The 20,310-nt window shown below is 62.8% G+C and carries 13 protein-coding genes; 10 read left to right on the top strand and 3 right to left on the bottom strand.

What is annotated here, in order from left to right; all coding sequences use genetic code 11:
• Nucleotides 1–90 precede the first annotated feature (90 nt).
• The 4 genes from dgcB (at nt 91) to ACZZZU_RS13170 (ending at nt 5,978) form a co-directional block, all read left to right on the top strand.
• Nucleotides 91–2,025 carry a dimethylglycine demethylation protein DgcB gene (dgcB, locus tag ACZZZU_RS13185; RefSeq protein WP_463550852.1) on the top strand — a complete coding sequence of 645 codons (1,935 nt, stop codon included), beginning with the start codon at nt 91–93 and terminating at the stop codon, nt 2,023–2,025.
• 156 nt (nt 2,026–2,181) lie between these two features.
• Nucleotides 2,182–3,405, top strand: a complete 1,224-nt coding sequence (gene etfA / locus ACZZZU_RS13180; protein WP_463550851.1) for an electron transfer flavoprotein subunit alpha — start codon at nt 2,182–2,184, stop codon at nt 3,403–3,405.
• Nucleotides 3,395–4,174: an electron transfer flavoprotein subunit beta gene (etfB, locus tag ACZZZU_RS13175; RefSeq protein ID WP_463550850.1), complete on the top strand. Its 780-nt coding sequence runs from the start codon at nt 3,395–3,397 to the stop codon at nt 4,172–4,174. The genes etfA and etfB overlap by 11 nt, the downstream gene beginning before the upstream one ends.
• A gap of 178 nt (nt 4,175–4,352) precedes the next feature.
• A complete protein-coding gene (locus ACZZZU_RS13170; RefSeq protein ID WP_463550849.1) occupies nt 4,353–5,978 on the top strand; it encodes a methyl-accepting chemotaxis protein in 1,626 nt (541 codons plus the stop codon).
• 320 nt (nt 5,979–6,298) lie between these two features.
• On the opposite strand, the gene gbcA is transcribed toward ACZZZU_RS13170, so the two are convergent.
• Nucleotides 6,299–7,588, bottom strand: coding sequence for a glycine-betaine demethylase subunit GbcA (gene gbcA / locus ACZZZU_RS13165; protein WP_463384146.1), 1,290 nt, complete (start codon nt 7,586–7,588; stop codon nt 6,299–6,301).
• Between the two features lie 307 nt (nt 7,589–7,895).
• Between gbcA and gbcB the strand changes: the two genes are divergently transcribed.
• The gene (gbcB, locus tag ACZZZU_RS13160) at nt 7,896–8,996 is read left to right on the top strand and encodes a glycine-betaine demethylase subunit GbcB (protein WP_463550848.1); all 1,101 of its coding nucleotides are present in this window, start codon (nt 7,896–7,898) and stop codon (nt 8,994–8,996) included.
• A gap of 591 nt (nt 8,997–9,587) precedes the next feature.
• On the opposite strand, the gene ACZZZU_RS13155 is transcribed toward gbcB, so the two are convergent.
• Both ACZZZU_RS13155 and ACZZZU_RS13150 read right to left on the bottom strand, forming a co-directional pair.
• Nucleotides 9,588–11,516 carry a ferredoxin gene (locus ACZZZU_RS13155; protein WP_463550847.1) on the bottom strand — a complete coding sequence of 643 codons (1,929 nt, stop codon included), beginning with the start codon at nt 11,514–11,516 and terminating at the stop codon, nt 9,588–9,590.
• A gap of 99 nt (nt 11,517–11,615) precedes the next feature.
• Nucleotides 11,616–12,656: a threonine aldolase family protein gene (locus ACZZZU_RS13150; RefSeq protein ID WP_122492054.1), complete on the bottom strand. Its 1,041-nt coding sequence runs from the start codon at nt 12,654–12,656 to the stop codon at nt 11,616–11,618.
• 293 nt (nt 12,657–12,949) lie between these two features.
• Between ACZZZU_RS13150 and glyA the strand changes: the two genes are divergently transcribed.
• From glyA to ACZZZU_RS13125, 5 genes are all read left to right on the top strand, one after another.
• On the top strand, nt 12,950–14,203 hold the full coding sequence (glyA, locus tag ACZZZU_RS13145; protein ID WP_463550846.1) for a serine hydroxymethyltransferase: 1,254 nt from the start codon (nt 12,950–12,952) through the stop codon (nt 14,201–14,203).
• 66 nt (nt 14,204–14,269) lie between these two features.
• Nucleotides 14,270–15,520, top strand: coding sequence for a sarcosine oxidase subunit beta family protein (locus ACZZZU_RS13140; protein WP_122451680.1), 1,251 nt, complete (start codon nt 14,270–14,272; stop codon nt 15,518–15,520).
• A 702-nt stretch (nt 15,521–16,222) separates the two neighbouring features.
• Nucleotides 16,223–16,537, top strand: coding sequence for a sarcosine oxidase subunit delta (locus ACZZZU_RS13135; RefSeq protein WP_122492052.1), 315 nt, complete (start codon nt 16,223–16,225; stop codon nt 16,535–16,537).
• Entirely contained in the window at nt 16,534–19,551 is a 3,018-nt protein-coding gene (locus ACZZZU_RS13130; RefSeq protein ID WP_463550845.1) for a sarcosine oxidase subunit alpha, read from the top strand. The genes ACZZZU_RS13135 and ACZZZU_RS13130 overlap by 4 nt, the downstream gene beginning before the upstream one ends.
• A gap of 54 nt (nt 19,552–19,605) precedes the next feature.
• On the top strand, nt 19,606–20,238 hold the full coding sequence (locus ACZZZU_RS13125; protein WP_463550844.1) for a sarcosine oxidase subunit gamma: 633 nt from the start codon (nt 19,606–19,608) through the stop codon (nt 20,236–20,238).
• Nucleotides 20,239–20,310 lie beyond the last annotated feature (72 nt).

Below are 20,310 nucleotides of genomic sequence, written 5' to 3'. Positions count from 1 at the left end.
AATGTCGCCTGCAACCCTCACCCTAGCCCTCTCCCAGAGGGAGAGGGGATTGAATCGCACTGTTTCCCGGTCCCGCGAAGGAGACCAATGATGTTAAACACCCTTCTGCCCATCCTCCTGTTCGCAGCCCTGCTATTGGCGGTGATCGGCGCGGCCAAGCGCTTTTTCATGTGGCGCCGTGGCCGTGCGGCCGAGGTCGATTGGCTTGGCGGTTTGCTGGCCATGCCCAAGCGCTACATGGTCGATTTGCACCACGTGGTGGCCCGCGACAAATACATCGCCAACACCCACGTTGCCACGGCGGGCGGTTTTATTTTGGCCGCCGTGCTGGCAGTGCTGGTGCATGGCTTTGGCCTGCATAACCGCATCCTCGGTTTCGCCTTGCTCGGCGCCTGCGTGCTGATGTTTGTCGGCGCGCTGTTCGTGGCCAAGCGTCGGCTGAACCCGCCTTCGCGCCTGTCGAAAGGCCCGTGGATGCGCCTGCCGAAAAGTCTGCTGATGTTTGCTGCCAGCTTTTTTATCGCCACCTTGCCAGTGGCCGGCATTCTGCCTGCGGCCTTTGGCGGCTGGGTGCTTGCGCTGGTGCTGGCGATTGGCGTGGCGTGGGGTGTGAGCGAGCTGTTCTTCGGCATGACCTGGGGCGGGCCGATGAAGCACGCCTTCGCCGGTGCCCTGCACCTGGCCTGGCACCGCCGCGCCGAGCGTTTTGGTGGTGGCCGTTCCACTGGGCTGAAAGCCCTCGACCTGTCCAATCCAAACGCTCCTTTGGGCGTGGAAAAACCCACCGACTTCACCTGGAACCAACTCCTCGGTTTCGACGCCTGCGTGCAGTGCGGTAAATGCGAAGCGGCGTGCCCGGCCTTTGCGGCGGGGCAACCGCTGAATCCGAAAAAACTCATTCAAGACATGGTCGTCGGCCTGGCCGGCGGCACCGATGCCAAGTTTGCGGGCAGCCCCTACCCGGGCAAACCAGTGGGCGAACATGCAGGCGGCCCCCATCAACCCATCGTCAACGGCCTGGTCGATGCCGAAACGCTGTGGTCGTGCACCACCTGCCGCGCCTGCGTGGAGGAGTGCCCGATGATGATCGAGCACGTCGATGCCATCGTCGACATGCGCCGCCACCTCACCTTGGAAAAAGGCGCCACGCCGAACAAGGGCGCCGAAGTGCTCGACAACCTGATCGCCACCGACAACCCCGGCGGCTTCAACCCCGGCGGCCGGCTGAACTGGGCGGCGGATTTGAACCTCAACCTGCTCAGCGAAAAACACACCACCGACGTGCTGTTCTGGGTCGGCGACGGCGCCTTCGACATGCGCAACCAACGCACCCTGCGCGCGTTCGTGAAAGTGCTGAAAGCCGCCAATGTCGACTTCGCCGTGCTCGGCCTGGAAGAACGCGACAGCGGTGACGTGGCCCGGCGTCTGGGTGATGAAGCGACCTTCCAGAGCCTAGCCAAACGCAACATTGCCACGCTGGAAAAGTACAGCTTCAAACGCATCGTCAGCTGCGACCCGCACAGCTTCCACGTGTTGAAAAACGAATACGGCGCTCTGGGCGGTCACTACCAAGTGCTGCACCACAGCACGTTTATCGCCGAGCTGATCGCCGCGAAAAAACTCAACCTTGGCCAGCACAAAGGCGGTTCGGTGACCTATCACGACCCGTGCTACCTCGGCCGCTACAACGGCGAATATGAAGCGCCGCGCGACGTGCTGCGCGCCCTCGGTATTGAAGTGAAAGAAATGCAACGCTCGGGTTTTCGCTCACGCTGTTGTGGCGGCGGTGGCGGCGCGCCGATCACCGACATTCCGGGCAAGCAGCGAATTCCGGACATGCGCATGGTCGACATCAAAGAAACCGGCGCCGAGTTGGTAGCCGTGGGTTGCCCGCAATGCACCGCGATGCTGGAAGGCGTGGTCGAGCCTCGGCCGCAGATCAAAGACATCGCCGAGCTGGTGGCAGAGGTGCTGCTGGAGGCGCCGGTGGTGGCGGTTAAGCGCGTGGCGGAGGGAGTGGAATGATGGACCTTCGTTTGCTGTCACCCCCTCTCCCTAACCCTCTCCCGCAAGCGGGCGAGGGGACGAATCGCGCGCGAATTAACTCCCCTCGCCCGCTTGCGGGAGAGGGGCTGGGGGTGAGGGGCCTTAGGCTCTTTCCCGCCCGCCGGAGAACCGTCCATGTCTGACCTCATCCGCCGCAACCCCCACGCCGAGCGCATCGCGCGCAACCGCCTGCACCCGTTGCACGCCACCTTGCAGCGCAGCGAAACCAGTTGGATGGGCCCCAACGGCGTCATCCGCAAGAACCCGCATGCGGTCGGCTTTATCGGCCCCAACGGTATCAAGCGCATCGACCGCAGCGGCGTGCAGCAGGGCGGCACCACCAAGCGCTCCAGCCAGAGCGCCGTGGTGCAACTGCCGTTGCACACGGTGCCGGCGCCGAGCTTTTACATCGTCGTGGTGCCCGACATGGTCGGCGGCCGCCTGACCGCCCACGACCGCGACCTTCTAGGCCTGGCCCACAAGCTCGCCGGCAGCGCAGGCGCCGTGTTGGCCGTGGTATTTGGCGAGCACAAAGAAAACAGTTTCGACACCGCTGGCGTCGATCGCCTGCTGCACCTCGACGGCGCGCTTTACAGCGGCTACGCGCCCGAGCAACAGGTGCAAGCCTTGACCGCCATTGAACGGCAATTCCAGCCGCGCCATTGGCTGCTGCCCGACAGCCGTACCGGCGGCGGCGAGCTGGGGCGTCGCTTGGCGGCGCAGCTGGGCGAACGTCCGGCTACGCGCGTGTGGCAAGTAACTGACGCGCAGTGCATCGGCCGCGCCGGTGCCGGCCAGCAAGACCTGCAACGTCCGCTCGCCCGGCTGATTCTGGCCGCCAGCGAATGCGCCGAGCCGGTCAGCGAAACCCGTCACGAAGCGCAGGTCATTACGCTTGAGCACGACGTCGCCCGTTGCCTGCCGCGTATCGAAGACCTCGGCGCCGTGGCAGTGGACCCCGCGGCAACGCCGATGGCCGAGGCGGAATTTATTTTGTCTGGCGGCAACGGCGTTAAAGACTGGGACCTGTTCCACCGCACCGCCGTCGCCCTCGGCGCCACCGAAGGCGCCTCGCGCGTGGCGGTCGACGACGGCCATATGGCGCGTAACCGCCAGGTCGGCGCGACCGGCACCTGGGTGACGGCGCGGGTGTACCTGGCCGTCGGTATTTCCGGCGCCATCCAACACCTGCAAGGCATCGGCGCCTGCGACAAAGTGGTGGCGGTCAACCTGGACGCCGGCTGCGACATGATCAAACGCGCCGACCTGTCCGTCATCGGCGACTCGGCGGCCATTCTTGCCGCCCTAATCGAACGCATGGCCGCGCACCGCGCCGGAGGCAATCGCGATGCAGCCTAAGCCACTCTCAGTGTTGTGCCTGGTGTCCATCGGCGCCCACCCCACCTCCGGCCGCGCCCGCCGCGCCGAGCAGGATTCCCGTGCCGTCGAGCTTGGCTTGCGCCTGGCCGGCGAGCAGCTGCGTGTGCTGCACGCCGGCGACGCCCAGCAGGAAGCCTTGCGCGCCTACTTGGGCATGGGCCTGAACGAACTCAGCGTGCTGCAACAGCCGGACGGCGCCGACGCGCTGCCCGTGCTGCTCGACTTCCTTAAAGACAGCGAGGCGCAACTGGTACTCACCGGCAGCCAGGCCGAAACCGGCGAAGGTTCGGGCATGTTGCCGTACCTGCTGGCCGAGCAATTGGGCTGGCCACTGGTGGTCGGCCTGGCCGAAGTGGAGAAGGTTGAAAACGGTGTAGCGCAGGTGCTGCAAGCGCTGCCTCGCGGTCAACGCCGGCGCCTGCAAGTGCGCCTGCCGTTTCTTGCCAGCGTCGACAACGCCGCCCCGGTCGCCCGGCAAAGCGCCTTCGGCCCAGCCCGTCGCGGCACCTTGAGCGCCGATGAGGTTGAAGTGCTCGATGATGACTTGCTCGCCAGCGCCACCTTTCAACCGGCACGGCCGCGGCCCAAACGGCTGAAAGTGATCAAAGCCAAAACCGGCGCCGAGCGTATGAAAGCGGCCACGGCCAAGGCCGCAGGCGGGAGCGGCCAGGTCATCAAGGATGTCAGTCCAGAGGAAGGCGCCGAAGCCATATTCAAGCTGCTGCTGGAGGAAGGCGTTATCCGCTGAGTTCGATTTTTACAAATGGTTACGGTTGGCAGGATCAGAAAAAGCCCAAGTTCTTCAATGACTTGGGCTTTTTTTTTTGGGCCGCTCCGCTTAAGGCTATTAGATGCGCTGCCGATACTCGGCTAGTTGGTAAACAGGGCTTATCGCTTTTGTTTCTGGTACCTGAAGGATGCTTTTTATGACGCTTCGCTCGATGAACATAACCCCCCGCGCTTCACTCTCCTTTGGCCTCATCGCTCTGGTGATGTTCTTTCTTGGCGGCTTTGCCTTGCTGCAAATGAGCAGCATGCGTGAGCAGTCTGCGGAAGTGGACCAGTCCTGGCTGCCGAGCGTGCTGGCGCTGAACACCATGAGCGAAAGCGCCTTGCGCTTGCGAACCCTGACCTTGCGGATGCTGCTGGTGCGCGATCCTCAGGCAATCAAAGACAACGAAGCCCGTGCCGAGCAGATGAAAACCGACATGCTCGCCGCGCAGGCGCGCTATGAAGCCTTGCTCGATGGCGGCGATGAGCAGGGTTTGTATGAAACGTTCAGAACGGCGCAGAGCGGTTATTTGCGTGAGCAAGGCCGGGTGGTGGAATTGTCGCGGCAGAACAATATTGACGACGCGGTGCGCATCGTCAGCGGCGAAATGAGCGTGCAAGGCGACGCCATGGCCAAAGCCCTGCGCGCCCTTGGCGAATACAACACCCAAGGCGCCAACAAAGCCGCGGACGAAGCCAGCGCCACATTTTCCAGCGCACGCACGTGGGTCATTATCACCCTGGTCTTTGCCGCTCTGGCCACCGTCGTGCTGGCGATGCTTCTGACGCGCAGCATCGTTCAGCCGTTGACCCGCGCCTTGGGTGTGGCGGAAACCGTGGCGGGTGGCGACCTCACCGAGCGCATCGAGGTGGAAGGTTCGGACGAACCCGCCCGCCTGCTCGGCGCCTTGCGCACCATGCAGCAAAACCTGCGCAACACCATTCAGGGCATCGCCGACTCATCCAGCCAGCTGGCTTCTGCTTCCGAAGAACTGAGCGCTGTGACTGAGAATTCCACGCGCGGCCTGCATCAGCAAAACGACGAAATTGAACAAGCCGCCACTGCCGTCAACGAGATGACCACGGCCGTGGAAGAAGTCGCGCGCAACGCCGTTATTACCTCCGAAGCCTCGCGCGAATCCGACCGCACCACCCAGCGTGGTCGCGAGCAGGTGCTGGAAACGGTGAACTCGATTTCCAGCCTGGCCGACGATGTCACCACCTCCGCCGACCAGGTACTGCAATTGGCAGGCAAGGTGCGCGACATCAGCCAGGTGCTCGACGTGATCCGCTCTATTGCCGAGCAGACCAACCTGCTGGCCCTGAACGCCGCCATTGAAGCCGCGCGCGCCGGTGAAGCCGGGCGTGGCTTTGCCGTGGTGGCCGATGAAGTGCGCGCCTTGGCGCACCGCACGCAACAGTCCACCCAGGAAATCGAACAAATGGTTGGCGGCATTCGCAACGGCGCCGATCAGGCCGTTAATGCCATGCAGAACAGCAACCAGCGCGCGCGCAGCACGCTCGATGTAGCGCGCGGAGCCGGTAGCGCGTTGGACGAAATCGCCGTGGCCATTTCGGCCATCAACGAACGCAACCTGGTAATCGCCAGCGCCTCGGAAGAACAAGCGCAGGTGGCGCGGGAAGTTGACCGCAACCTGACCAACATTCGCGATTTGTCGTTGCAGTCCTCAGCGGGGGCGAATCAAACGGCGGCGGCCAGTCATGAGCTGTCGCGGTTGGCGGTGGGGTTGAATGGGATGGTGGCGAAGTTCAGGGTGTGAATCGGCGTTAAGGCGACAAGCATCGCGGCTAAAGCCGCTCCCACAGAAATTGCAAAACCTGTGGGAGCGGCTTTAGCCGCGATTTTTTTGAGCCGTACCGCAGGGACCTTGTAGGAGCGAGCTTGCTCGCGAAGCTGTTGATCGTTTGCGCACTTCGGTTGGAGATCGCTTTGCGAGCAAGCTCGCTCCTGCAGACGCAAAAACTGCGCGGGAATGACGGTGGTATTTGTCGAGACGTCCGTCATCCCCGCGTAGGCGGGGATCCAGAGTTTACCGGTAACACGCTATTTCGAACCCGAGAGATACCGTCGCCAGGGGTATTACTGGGTCTTGATCCCATACAAATACGGCGCCGGCGCAGCCCCCAAATTGCTCAGCAACCGCTCGCTATACCAGTCGATAAAATTCACCACGCCAAATTCATACGTCTTCGAATACGGCCCCGGCTGATAAGCGGTGGAGTTGATGCCGCGCTGGTTTTCTTCGGCCAGGCGACGGTCCTGGTCGTTGGTGGCGTCCCACACTTGGCGCATGCGCACCGGGTCGTAGTCCACGCCTTCAACGGCGTCTTTGTGCACGATCCATTTGGTGGTGACCATGGTTTCCTGGGCGCTGATCGGCCACACGGTAAACACGATGATGTGGTCGCCCATGCAGTGGTTCCACGAGTGCGGCAAATGCAGGATGCGCATGGAGCCCAGGTCGGGGTTTTTGATGCGGCCCATCAATTTGTTGCAGCCTTGTTTGCCGTCCAGGGTCATCGACACGGTGCCCTTGAGCAGCGGCATCCGCACGATGCGGTTACGCAGGCCGAAGCTGGCGTGGGCGTATGGAATTTTTTCGGCGTCCCAGGCGGCAGCGGAAGCGGCGACGTGGTCTTTGAAGGCCTGGTCGGCGCGCGGGTCGGTGACGTCGTCCCATTCCAGCAAGGTTTTCAGCAGCTCAGGGTGCGAGCCGTTGCAGTGGTAGCACTCGCGGTTGTTTTCGATCACCAGCTTCCAGTTGGCTTTTTCCATCAAGGTGGTTTGCACCGCCACCTTGGTGTTCTCCATGTCGTAGGGCTCCATGTAATGAGCCAGGGTGGAAAGGAATTCATCAATGGCCGGCGGGTTCTCGGCCAGCGACACGAAGATGTAGCCGCCCGCGACTTTCACATGCACCGGCTTGAGGCCGAATTTCTTCATGTCGAAGTCGTCGCCCATTTCGGTGCCCGCATACAGCAGGCGGCCGTCGAGTTCGTAGGTCCACTGGTGGTACGGGCACACCAGCTTGGCGACTTTGCCTTTCTCGCCGGTACACAGGCGCGAGCCACGGTGGCGGCATACGTTGTGGAACGCATTGACCACGCCGTCGGCGCCGCGAATCACCACGATCGGGTTTTTGCCCAATTGGAAAGTCAGGTAATTGCCCTTGGCCGGGATCTCGCAGGTCATGCCGGCGATCAACCATTCCTTGTGGAAAATCTCCTGCATGTCGATATCGAACAGGCGCTCGTCGCTGTAAAACGGCTGCGGCAGCGAATAGGTGCGCTCGCGGTTTTGCAGCATTTCGGCGGTGGCCTTGCGTGCCGGCTCCAGCGGGTCGCCCAAACTCAGGGTGGTGGTATCCATGGCTCTGTCCTCATGGCTGATCGCGGTGTGCGCGCAGCGAAAATTGGCGGTTGGTGTTCACGCAAGGCGCTTGTGTGACGCGCTCTAGATTGAGGTGGAGTGTGGAGTCGGGCGCGTTGATGGCCTTATCCATGGACGACACGGCCGAATCCGTTTCCGACGCGCCAGCCCCGATGGTTGGGGGCTGGTCGCGGTGAGCATGCCGATGTCGCAGATAGGTAAGTGAGCCACTAGGCGCATGCCCACAATCGGCGCCATAGTCCCGGGCACAAGACCCAGGCAACCCTAAGCGTCAGCGGGAGCGAACATGTCCAACACTTTCCTCAATCCGGTCAACACCCAGACCTGGGCCAACGGCCGCCATCTGGTGCGTTGCGTCAAAGTGATCCAGGAAACCTGGGACGTGCGCACCTTCTGCTTTATGGCCGACCAGCCGATCATGTTCTTCTTCAAGCCGGGGCAGTTCGTCACCCTGGAACTTGAAATCGACGGCCAGCCGATCATGCGTTCGTACACCATCTCCAGCTCGCCATCGGTGCCGTACAGCTTCTCGCTGACCATCAAGCGCGTGCCGGGCGGCAAGGTGTCGAACTGGCTGCACGACAACCTGAAAGAAGGCGACGAGCTGCCGGTGCACGGCCCGGTTGGCCTGTTCAACGCCATGGATTACCCCACCGACAAAGTGCTCTACCTCAGCGGCGGCGTGGGCATTACCCCGGTGATGTCGATGGCGCGCTGGTTCTTCGACACCAACGCCAATGTCGACATGGTCTTCGTCCACAGCGCCCGCTCGCCGCGCGACGTCATCTATCGCCGCGAGCTCGACCACATGGCCTCGCGTGTGCGTAATTTCGGTTTGCACATCATTTGTGAAAAGCACGGCGAAGGTGAGCCGTGGGCCGGCTATCGCGGCTACCTAAACCAACCGATGCTGGAACTGATCGCCCCGGACTTTCGTGATCGTGAAATCTTCTGCTGCGGCCCGACGCCTTACATGAACGCCGTGAAACGCCTGCTCGAAGCCAACGGTTTCGATATGCAGCGCTATCACGAAGAATCGTTCGGCGCGACGCCGGCCGAAGACAAAGCCGAAGCCATTGTTAATGCCGAACAAGCCGCCGAAGCGCCGGCGCCGGACGCGGCTGATCTCAATCAGGTGGAATTCACCACCACCGGCAAGAGCATCCGCGTGGCGCCTGGTGAGACCGTGCATGCTGCGGCGGCGAAGCTGGGGCTGCACATTCCCAAGGCTTGCGGGATGGGGATTTGTGGGACGTGCAAGGTGATGAAGACTTCCGGTGAGGTGGAGATGGAGCACAACGGGGGGATTACGGATGAGGATGTGGCGGAGGGGTACATTCTTTCGTGCTGCAGTGTGCCGAAGGGGGATGTGGTGATTGATTATTAAGCGAAGCCCGGCTTAGCCGGGCTGCTTTCGATCGGCGAAAAACCTTCATTAGCGCGTCTGCGCGGAGATCTGTTTCGCGCCTTACGCGCGAGCTTTTCTACCGCGCCCGTTATCAAAACCTCCGTCATCCTCGCGAACGCGGGGATCCAGAATTTCAAGCCGTACACGATAGATCGGCGTAGGTATTCATTACCGCGTGTGCTGAACGTTTTTGTTTCGCGCCTTACGCGCGAGTCACTTTTAGCATTGCCCTAAAAGTAACCAAAAGGTCTAGCTCCTACCTTGGCCTTCCGCTTCGCTCCAGGTCCCCTCATTCCACCGCCATTCCGGAGGCACGGCGAGACGGGCCATCCATGGCCCGACACGCCTCTCGCGGCTCCCGGCCGCTCAACCCCCTCCACGTCGCCTCCATTCGGCCTGCGATGAACGGGGCGGGTAGATCACAAGCCAGATCAAGATCAAACGCGTAGATCACAAACAGATCAAAACCATCGCGGCTGAAGCCGCTCCCACAGGTTGTGCGTCGTCTGTGGGAGCGGCTTTAGCCGCGATTCCTGGAAACGAAAATGGCGCGTCACACGTACGGTTTGTTCATCCTGGAACATTCACTTCAGGCAACACCTGCAATCGCCAAACCCCTGCCTCAACCACCGCAACCTGCTGCCGGTAAAACAATCGCCACTTGCCGTCCCGCTGGGCAAATTCATGTGCTTTGTCCGCCGCTGGCGCCGCCTCGGTAAACCGGCTTTCGCGCTCGGGGTTTCCCTGCCCGGGCCCGGTAATCGGCACGTACCGATTGCGCCCAAGCAAACGCAGCAGGTGCAGTTGGCCGTCGATAAATCCTTGGAAGTGCGCGTCGAGCACATCGTCTTCCAGCCAGTGCAGCGTCTCGCTGCGTGGCTCGGCAATGGCGATGCGGTGCAGGACGGCGGGCGCTTCGGCGAAGGCGATCAGGGCGATAAAGTGGCCGCAGTCGGACACGCGATGGTCGAGCGCCCATTCGCCCGGCAACTGCCAGTCACCGATGCTGCATCGGTAAGCGCGCAAGTCGCCATCGCGGCTGTCGCGCAGGGCTTGCCAGCTTAGGCGTTCACCGCTTTTAAGCGGGGCGCTTTGTAGGAGTAGCGGGGCGTCGTTGAGGGGTAGCAGTAGGTCGACTTCGGGCATTTCGGCGTAGCCCAGTGTCGGTTTGCCGCGACGGGTTTGGCCGGTCACTAGTTCGATTTGGCCGTGGGTGTACGAGGTCACGGGGCCGTGGTCGCGGTATTCCAGGCACGGTTGTGCCCAGTTCATGCGCAGGCGCAGGTGGTCGGTTTCCAGGCCGATAAAGTTCGGTGAGCTGCACAGCGGTTCACGTTCTTTGGGCTGCCAGGTGTTGCTCATCAGGCGCCAGCCGCTGCTGCGTTGCCACAGCCAGAAACCGCTGACGTCGTCGCGGCTGGCGGCGCAGACGAAGGTCTGGCCGTCTTGGCTGAAGACTATGCTCGGGTCGGGTTGCATCAGCATCAGGCCGGTGGCCTGGCCGTCGAGTATCAGTTCGCCCAGCGGGTTGCGCAGCGGTTCCAAGGGGTCGCCCAGGTCCATCAGGCGCTCGGGCAAACAGATGCGCAGTTCAAGCGTCGGCGCCTGAGGCGGCGAGGGCAGTGTGCGGTTCTGGTGGTCGGTTTGCAGGTACTGCCAGTAGCTGTCGGGCAGCCACAGGTCCTGGATGCTGACGAAGGTTTCGACCCGGTTCGCGCCGGCTATCAGCTCGTCAATGTTGGCGCGGTAGGGCGCGTCGGAGGTCAGCGGGCTGACGCGGCCGATCACCTCGGTGCTGCTGACGTGGTCCAGTTCCCAGAACAGGCTGACGCCACAGTGGTGCAGCACGCGCTGTTGGCGGTCGTAGATCAGCAGGCTCCATTCGTTGCGGCTCGGTGCCGGCGACACGAAGTAGCGGCCGTCGCTGGAGAACTGCGCCGATGGGCTGGCGCTGAAGATCACGCTGCCGTCGGGCAGCAGGTAGTCGCACACCACCGGCCCGCCCATGGCGATTTCGCTTTCGCCCAGCAGCCGCACGGGCTCGCCTTCGGGTGTCAGGCGCGGTTCGCCCCCGCCCCAGGCGCTGGCACCGCGAGCGCTGTAGGGGGCGGGCAGTGGCATCAGGTCGGCGTCGCTCTCGCGTTCGACCTGCTTTTCCAGGTTCAGACCGAGGCGTTTTTCCAGGTGGCTGATGAGCAGAATGCCGCCAAAGATCACCAGCACGCCGGCGCAAAAGGCTATCCAAAACGTGGGGATGGCGCGGCCGATGCCGATGGCCAGGCCGAGGGTCCAGAAGAAGTTGAATTGCTGGAGGCGGTAGGGCACGCCGCCGCGGATGCGGTTGGTTAGCCAGGCGATGGGCAGATAGGCCATCCAGCCGAGAAGCCCCAGGGCGAGTGGGGCGAATACGGGGATGAGGATGATGAGGGCGATCCAGCCGAGTTCGAGGAATAGTTCGAGGAACAGGCGGGGGAGGGACTGTATGGATCGGGTGTCCATGAACGTGTTCGGCTCGGGATTCTGGATCCCCGCCTGCGCGGGGATGACGGAGGTTTTTGTTGCGCGTGTGGTAAATCTCGCGGTTTTTGCGGGTGGCCTTTAAGCCTGCATCACCAAGCGAATATCCGCCGCCAATTCGCGTACGCGTTCTTCTTCGGTGTCCCACGAGCACATAAACCGCGCGCCGCCGGCGCCGATGAAGGTGTAGAAGCGCCAGTCCCGCGCGCGCAGGGCTTCGATGGCCGGTTCCGAGAGTTGCAGGAACACGCCGTTGGCTTCCACGGGGAACATCAGGCTCACGCCCGGAATGTCGCTGACCAGCTCGGCCAGCAGGCGTGCGCAGCTGTTGGCGTGGCGGGCGTATTTCATCCACGCGTCGTTTTCCAGCAGGCCGACCCACGGCGCGGAAAGAAAGCGCATTTTCGAGGCCAGTTGGCCGGCCTGTTTGCAGCGGTAGTCGAAGTCTTCGGCCAGTTGTTTGTTGAAGAACAGAATCGCCTCGCCCACGGCCATGCCGTTTTTGGTGCCGCCAAAGCACAGCACGTCGATGCCGGCTTTCCAGGTCAACTCGGCAGGCGAGCAGTCGAGAAAGGCGCAGGCGTTGGCGAAGCGGGCGCCGTCCATGTGCAGGTTCAGGCCCAGCTCGCGGCACGTGGCGCTGATGGCTTTGAGTTCTTCGGGGCGGTACACGCTGCCGATTTCGGTGGCTTGGGTGAGGGTGACCACGCGCGGCTTGGGGTAGTGGATGTCTTGGCGCTTAAGCGCGATTTCGCGAATGGTCGCGGGCGTCAGCTTGCCGTTTTCGGTGCGGGCGGTGAGCAGTTTCGAGCCGTTGGAGAAAAATTCCGGCGCGCCGCATTCGTCGGTTTCAACGTGGGCGGTCTCCGAGCAGATCACGCTGTGGTAGCTCTGGCACAACTGCGACAACGCCAGCGAGTTGGCGGCGGTGCCGTTGAAGGCGAAGTACACCTCGCAGTCGGTTTCGAACAACCGGCGAAAGTGATCCGAGGCGCGGGCCGTCCATTGGTCATCGCCATAGGCACGGTCGTGGCCGTGGTTGGCCTGCGCCATGGCGGCCCAGGCTTCCGGGCAAATGCCGGAATAGTTGTCGCTGGCGAATTGTTGGGTGGTGTCGGTCATGGCGGATTTCCTGGGGCGGCGATGGGCAACACTTTAGCGCGGGTCGGTCTTTTGTGTCGTTCAAAGAGCATCGAGGCTGAAGCCTCTCCTACAGTGGAACGTATTTCATTGTGGGAGCGGCTTTAGCCGCAATGGGTCGTTTGCCGGCTTGGTCAGTTTGAGCATTTTGACGTCGCAAACAGGCATATGGCTGTGCTGGCGATTTCGCAGAATCGCTACACGCACTACCGCTCCGCCTGCCGGAGTGGGCGCCCATAACAATGATGCGGCAGCCGCTGTCGCTGGAGACCGAGATGTTCAGCAAAAACGACCAGATCAAAGGCTATGACGATGCACTGCTGGCAGCCATGGATGCCGAAGAAGCCCGTCAGGAGCACCACATCGAGCTGATCGCCTCGGAGAACTACACCAGCAAACGCGTGATGCAAGCTCAGGGCAGCGGCCTGACCAACAAGTACGCCGAAGGTTATCCGGGCAAGCGTTACTACGGCGGCTGCGAGCATGTGGACAAGGTCGAGCAATTGGCCATCGACCGCGCCAAGGAATTGTTCGGCGCCGACTACGCCAACGTGCAACCGCACTCGGGCAGCCAGGCCAACGCCGCGGTTTACCTCGCCCTGCTGCAAGCAGGCGACACGGTGTTGGGCATGAGCCTGGCCCACGGCGGCCACCTGACCCACGGCGCCAAGGTGAGCTTCTCCGGCAAGCTCTATAACGCGGTGCAGTACGGCATCAACACCGACACCGGCCTGATCGATTACGACGAAGTCGAGCGCCTGGCCGTTGAGCACAAGCCGAAGATGATCATCGCCGGCTTCTCGGCCTATTCGAAAACCCTCGATTTTCCGCGCTTCCGCGAAATCGCCGACAAAGTGGGCGCGTACTTTTTTGTCGACATGGCCCACGTGGCCGGTCTGGTGGCCGCTGGTTTGTACCCCAACCCGCTGCCCTACGCCGACGTGGTGACCACCACCACCCACAAAACCCTGCGCGGCCCGCGTGGCGGTCTGATTCTGGCCAAGGCCAACCCGGACCTGGAGAAGAAATTCCAGGCTGCCGTATTCCCCGGCGGCCAGGGCGGCCCGCTGATGCACGTGATCGCCGCCAAGGCCGTGTGCTTCAAGGAAGCGCTGGAGCCTGGCTTCAAGTCGTATCAGCAGCAAGTGATCGATAACGCTCAGGCCATGGCCAAGGTGTTTATCGAGCGCGGCTACGACGTGGTGTCCGGCGGTACCGACAACCACCTGTTCCTCGTCAGCCTGATTCGCCAGGGCCTCACCGGCAAAGACGCCGACGCCGCCCTCGGCCGTGCCGGCATCACCGTGAACAAGAACGCCGTGCCGAATGACCCGCAGTCGCCGTTCGTGACCTCGGGCCTGCGCATCGGCACGCCAGCGATCACCACACGCGGCTTCAAAGTGGCGCAGAGCGTGGAATTGGCCGGCTGGATTTGCGACATCCTCGACCACCTCGGCGATGCCGATGTCGAGGCGCAGGTGGCCAAGCAAGCCGCTGCCCTGTGCGCGGATTTCCCGGTCTACAAGTGATTTCACCCGACTGATTTACCAACCCTCGCCAGCGGTCGGCGAGGGACGCAGCGAGGAGCACCTCTGATGCAACGTTATTCCGGCTTCGGCCTGTTCAAGCACTCGCTCAGCCACAACGAAAACTGGCAGCGCATGTGGCGCAACCCCACACCGAAACCGGTGTACGACGTGATCATCGTCGGCGGTGGCGGCCACGGTCTGGCCACGGCTTACTACCTGGCCAAAGTGCATGGCATCACCAATGTCGCGGTGGTCGAAAAGGGTTGGCTGGGCGGCGGCAACACCGCGCGCAACACCACCATCGTGCGTTCCAACTACCTGTGGGATGAGTCAGCGCACCTGTACGAACACGCCATGAAGCTGTGGGAAGGCCTGTCGCAAGACATCAACTACAACGTGATGTTCTCGCCCCGAGGCGTTTACAACCTGTGCCACACCCTGCAAGACATGCGCGACTCCGAGCGCCGCGTGAGCGCCAACCGCCTCAACGGTATTGACGGTGAATTGCTGGATGCCAAGCAAACGGCCGCTGAAATTCCGTACCTCGATTGCTCGAAAAACACCCGCTACCCGGTGATGGGCGCCACCGTGCAACGGCGCGGCGGCGTGGCCCGTCACGACGCCGTGGCCTGGGGCTACGCCCGTGCCGCCGACGCCTTGGGCGTGGACCTGATTCAGCAAACCGAAGTGATCGGTTTCCGTAAGGAAAACGGCGTGGTCATCGGCGTTGAAACCAGTAAAGGCTTTATCGGCGGCAAGCGCGTGGGCGTGGTCACGGCGGGTAACTCCGGACACATGGCCAAACTCGCCGGCTTTCGTCTGCCGCTGGAATCTCACCCGCTGCAAGCGCTGGTGTCGGAGCCGATCAAGCCGATTATCGACAGCGTGATCATGTCCAACGCCGTGCACGGCTACATCAGCCAGTCCGACAAAGGCGACCTAGTGATCGGTGCCGGCATTGACGGCTACGTCGGCTATGGCCAACGCGGCTCGTACCCGACCATCGAACACACCCTGCAAGCCATCGTCGAAATGTTCCCGGTGCTCAGCCGCGTGCGCATGAACCGCCAGTGGGGCGGCATTGTGGATACCTCGCCGGACGCCTGCCCAATCATCAGCAAAACCCCCGTGCCCAACCTGTTTTTCAACTGCGGTTGGGGCACCGGCGGCTTCAAAGCCACACCGGGGTCAGGCCACGTATTTGCCGCCAGCCTGGCCACTGGCGAGATGCACCCGCTGGCCAAACCGTTCTCGATGGACCGCTTCCACAACGGCGCCCTGATCGACGAACACGGCGCAGCGGCGGTAGCCCACTAATCAAGGGGGCGTTCCCCTCGCCCGCTTGCGGGAGAGGGTGCCCAAAGGGCGGGAGAGGGGCTTTTAGCTGCGAACGCAAAAACCCTCACCCCCAGCCCCTCTCCCGCAAGCGGGCAGAGGGGAGCCAAGCGGGAACGCGGTAGCAGAACAATCCCCTCGCCCGTTTACGGGAGAGGGTGCCCGAAGGGCGGGAGAGGGGCTGTTAGCGGCGACGCAAAACCCTCACCCCCAGCCCCTCTCCCGCAAGCGGGCAGAGGGGAGCCAAGCGGGAACGCGGTAGCAGAACAATCCCCTCGCCCGTTTACGGGAGAGGGTGCCCAAAGGGCGGGAGAGGGGCTTTTAGCGGCGACGCAAAACCCTCACCCCCAGCCCCTCTCCCGCAAGCGGGCAGAGGGGAGCCAAGCGGGAACGCGGTAGCAGAAAAATCCCCTCGCCCGCTTGCGGGAGAGGGTGCCCGAAGGGCGGGAGAGGGGCTTTTAGCGGCGACGCAAAACCCTCACCCCCAGCCCCTCTCCCGCAGGCGGGCAGAGGGGAGCCAAGCGGGAACGCGGTAGCAGAACAATCCCCTCGCCCGCTTGCGGGAGAGGGTGCCCGAAGGGCGGGAGAGGGGCTTTTAGCGGCGACGCAAAAACCCTCACCCCCAACCCCTCTCCCGCAGGCGGGCAGAGGGGAGCGAAAAACACGAATTCTGGAGGTACGGCCATGCTGCAAATTTTCTGCCCTCACTGTGGCGAGCTACGCGCTGAAGAGGAATTTCACGCGGCCGGCCAGGCGCATATTCCGCGCCCGCTCGACCCCAACGCCTGCACCGACCAGGAGTGGGGCGATTACCTGTTCTTCCGCGACAACCCCCGTGGCATTCACCACGAGCTGTGGATTCACGCCGCCGGTTGCCGCCAGTACTTCAACGCGACGCGCGACACCATCAGCTACGAAATTTTCGAAACCTACAAAATTGGCGAGAAGCCGTCGGTGACCGCCAAACCGAAAGCCAGCGCCGCAGGAGAACAGGCATGAGCCAGATTAACCGCCTGAGTAACGGTGGCCGGATCAACCGTAACCAGCCGCTGACCTTCACCTTCAACGGCACCACCTACCAAGGCTTTGCCGGTGACACCCTGGCCGCCGCGTTGCTGGCCAATGGCGTCGACATCATCGGCCGCAGCTTCAAATATTCGCGCCCTCGCGGCATCGTCGCCGCTGGTGCTGAAGAGCCCAACGCCGTGCTGCAAATCGGCTCTCGCGAAGCCACGCAAATCCCCAACGTGCGTGCCACACAACAGGCGCTGTACAGCGGCCTCGTCGCCACCAGCACCAACGGCTGGCCGAGCGTGAACAACGACGTAATGGGCATTCTTGGCAAGGTCGGCGGCGACATGATGGCGCCCGGCTTTTACTACAAAACCTTTATGTACCCGCAGTCGATGTGGATGACCTACGAGAAGTACATCCGCAAAGCCGCTGGCCTGGGCCGTGCGCCGAAGGAAAATGATCCCGATCGCTACGACCACATGAACCAGCACTGCGACGTGCTGGTGGTGGGCGGCGGCGCTGCCGGTCTGGCCGCTGCGCTGGCGGCTGGTCGTGCCGGTGCGCGGGTGATTCTGGCCGATGAGCAGGAAGAGTTCGGCGGGCAGTTGCTCGACAGCCGCGAAAGCCTCGACGGCCGTCCGGCTGCCGACTGGGTGGCCAAAGCCGTGGCCGAATTGAAAGCCATGCCCGAAGTGCTGCTGTTGCCGCGCGCCACCGTGAACGGCTACCACGACCATAACTTCCTCACCATTCACGAGCGCCGTTTCGACCACTTGGGCGAAACCGCGCCCATGGGTGAGACGCGTCAACGCATGCACCGCGTGCGCGCCAAACGTGTGGTGCTGGCGACCGGCGCCCATGAGCGGCCGCTGGTGTATGGCAATAACGATGTGCCGGGCAACATGCTCGCGGGCGCCATCTCGACGTATGTACGCCGTTACGGCGTGGCGCCGGGCAAACAGCTGGTGCTGTCGACCACCAACGACTTCGCCTACCGCGTCGCGCTGGACTGGCTCGAAGCCGGCCTGAAAGTGGTCGCCATCGCCGACGCTCGCCCAAACCCACGCGGCGCCTGGGTGGAAGAAGCCCGCGCCAAAGGCGTGCGCGTGCTCACCGGCAGCGCCGTGATCGAGACCCGTGGCAGCAAGCGCGTGAGTGCGGCGCGTATCGCCGCCATCGACCCGGTTGCCCATAAAGTCACCAGCCCCGGCGAGTGGCTGGACTGCGACACCGTGGCCACCTCCGGCGGCTACAGCCCAGTCGTTCACCTGGCCTCGCACTTGGGCGGCAAGCCGACCTGGCGCGAAGACCTGCTGGCCTTCGTGCCCGGCGAAGGTTTCCAGAAGCGCGTGTGTGCCGGTGCCGTTAACGGCGTGTTCCAACTCGGCGACGTGCTGGCCGATGGTTTCGAGGCGGGCGTAAAAGCAGCTGGCGAAATCGGTTTTGCACCTGTCACCGGTGAAGTGCCAAACGTGGCCGCGCGCAGTGAAGAGGCGAGCATCGCCTTGTTCCAGGTGCCCCACGAAAAATCCACCGCCCGTGGCCCGAAACAATTCGTCGACCTGCAAAACGACGTCACCAGCGCCGGTATCGAACTGGCCACGCGTGAAGGCTTCGAGTCGGTCGAGCACGTTAAGCGCTACACCGCCCTAGGCTTCGGTACCGATCAGGGCAAGCTCGGCAACATCAACGGGCTGGCGATTGCCGCGCGGTCGCTGGGCATCAGCATCCCGCAGATGGGCACCACCATGTTCCGCCCCAACTACACACCGGTGACCTTCGGTTCGGTAGCCGGGCGCAATTGCGGCGCGCTGTTCGACCCGGTGCGCTACACCGCACTGCACGCCTGGCACCTGGCACAAGGTGCAGAGTTCGAAGACGTGGGTCAGTGGAAACGGCCTTGGTACTTCCCAAAAAACGGTGAAGACCTGCACGCCGCCGTCGCCCGTGAATGCAAAGCCGTGCGCGACAGCGTCGGCCTGCTGGACGCCTCCACCCTCGGCAAAATCGACATTCAAGGCCCGGATGCCCGTGAGTTTCTCAACCGCGTGTACACCAACGCCTGGACCAAGCTCGATGTGGGCAAAGCCCGCTACGGCCTGATGTGCAAAGAAGACGGCATGGTCTTCGACGACGGCGTGACTGCGTGCCTGGCCGACAACCATTTCCTGATGACCACCACCACCGGCGGCGCTGCCCGCGTGATGCAGTGGCTGGAGATTTACCACCAGACCGAGTGGCCGGACCTCAAGGTGTACTTCACCTCCGTGACCGACCACTGGGCCACCATGACCTTGTCCGGCCCCAACAGCCGCAAGCTGCTCAGCGAAGTAACGGACATCGACCTGGACCGCGACGGCTTCCCGTTCATGACGTGGAAAGAAGGCCTGGTCGGCGGCGTGCCGGCGCGGGTGTTCCGTATCTCGTTTACCGGTGAGCTGTCGTACGAAATCAACGTGCAGGCCGACTACGCCATGGGCGTGCTGGAAAAAATCGTCGCCGCCGGCAAGCAGTACAACCTGACCCCGTACGGCACCGAAACCATGCACGTATTGCGGGCCGAGAAGGGCTTCATCATCGTCGGCCAGGACACCGACGGCTCGGTCACCCCGGACGACCTCAACATGGGCTGGTGCGTGGGCCGTACCAAACCGTTCTCCTGGATCGGCTGGCGCGGCATGAACCGCGAAGACTGCGTGCGCGAAAACCGCAAACAGCTGGTTGGCCTGAAACCGGTAGACCCGAAGTTCGTGCTGCCCGAAGGCGCGCAACTGGTGTTCGACACCAAACAGCAGATTCCCATGGCCATGGTTGGCCACGTCACCTCCAGCTACTACAGCGCCAGCCTGGGCTACAGCTTTGCCCTGGCGATGGTCAAAGGCGGCCTGAAACGCATGGGCGAGAAGGTGTGGGCGCCGTTGGCCGATGGCCGTTTCGTGGAAGCGGAAATTTGCAGCTCGGTGTTCTTCGATCCGAAAGGGGAGCAACAGAATGTTTGACTCCCTGAATCACACCCTTAACGCAATGCCGGACGTTTTATTCGCGAGGTCTGTATGACAGCTATCAACGTGTACCAGCAGCGCCCCGAAGCTGGCAAAGCCGAATCGCCGTTGCACCATGCCGGCCTGGCGGACGCCGCCGGCAAAGGCAAAGCCAGCGCCGGCATTCAGCTGCGCGAGCGCAAACTGCTCGGCCACCTGACCCTCCGCGGCGACGGCCACGACGCCGCGTTTGCTGGCGCCGTACACAAAGCCACCGGCCTGGAACTACCCGGCGCGCTGGCGGTAATCAGCGCGGGCGAAACCTCGCTGCAATGGATGGGCCCGGATGAATGGCTGCTCATCGTGCCAGGCGGCACCGAGTTCGACGCCGAGAAAAAACTGCGTGAAGCGCTGGACGGCCAGCACATACAAATCGTCAACGTCAGCGGCGGCCAGACCGTTCTGGAACTGACCGGCACCCACGTACGCGAGCTGCTGAAAAAATCCACCAGCTTCGACGTGCACCCCAACAACTTCCCGGTGGGCAAAGCCGTGGGCACCACCTTCGCCAAGTCGCAACTGGTGATCCGCCACACCGCCGAAAACACCTGGGAACTGCTGGTACGCCGCAGCTTCAGCGACTACTTCTGGCTGTGGTTGCAGGATGCGAGCCAGGAGTTTGGCTTAGCGGTAAAAGCATCGTAGCCCCTGTGGGAGCGGCTTCAGCCGCGATGCTTTTCAAGAGCATCGCGGCTGAAGCCGCTCCTACGCGATTGT

Source organism: Pseudomonas sp. AC136 (genome assembly GCF_979258585.1).
Note: the sequence above shows the minus strand (reverse complement) of the source record. Positions and strands in the feature narration are given on the sequence as shown.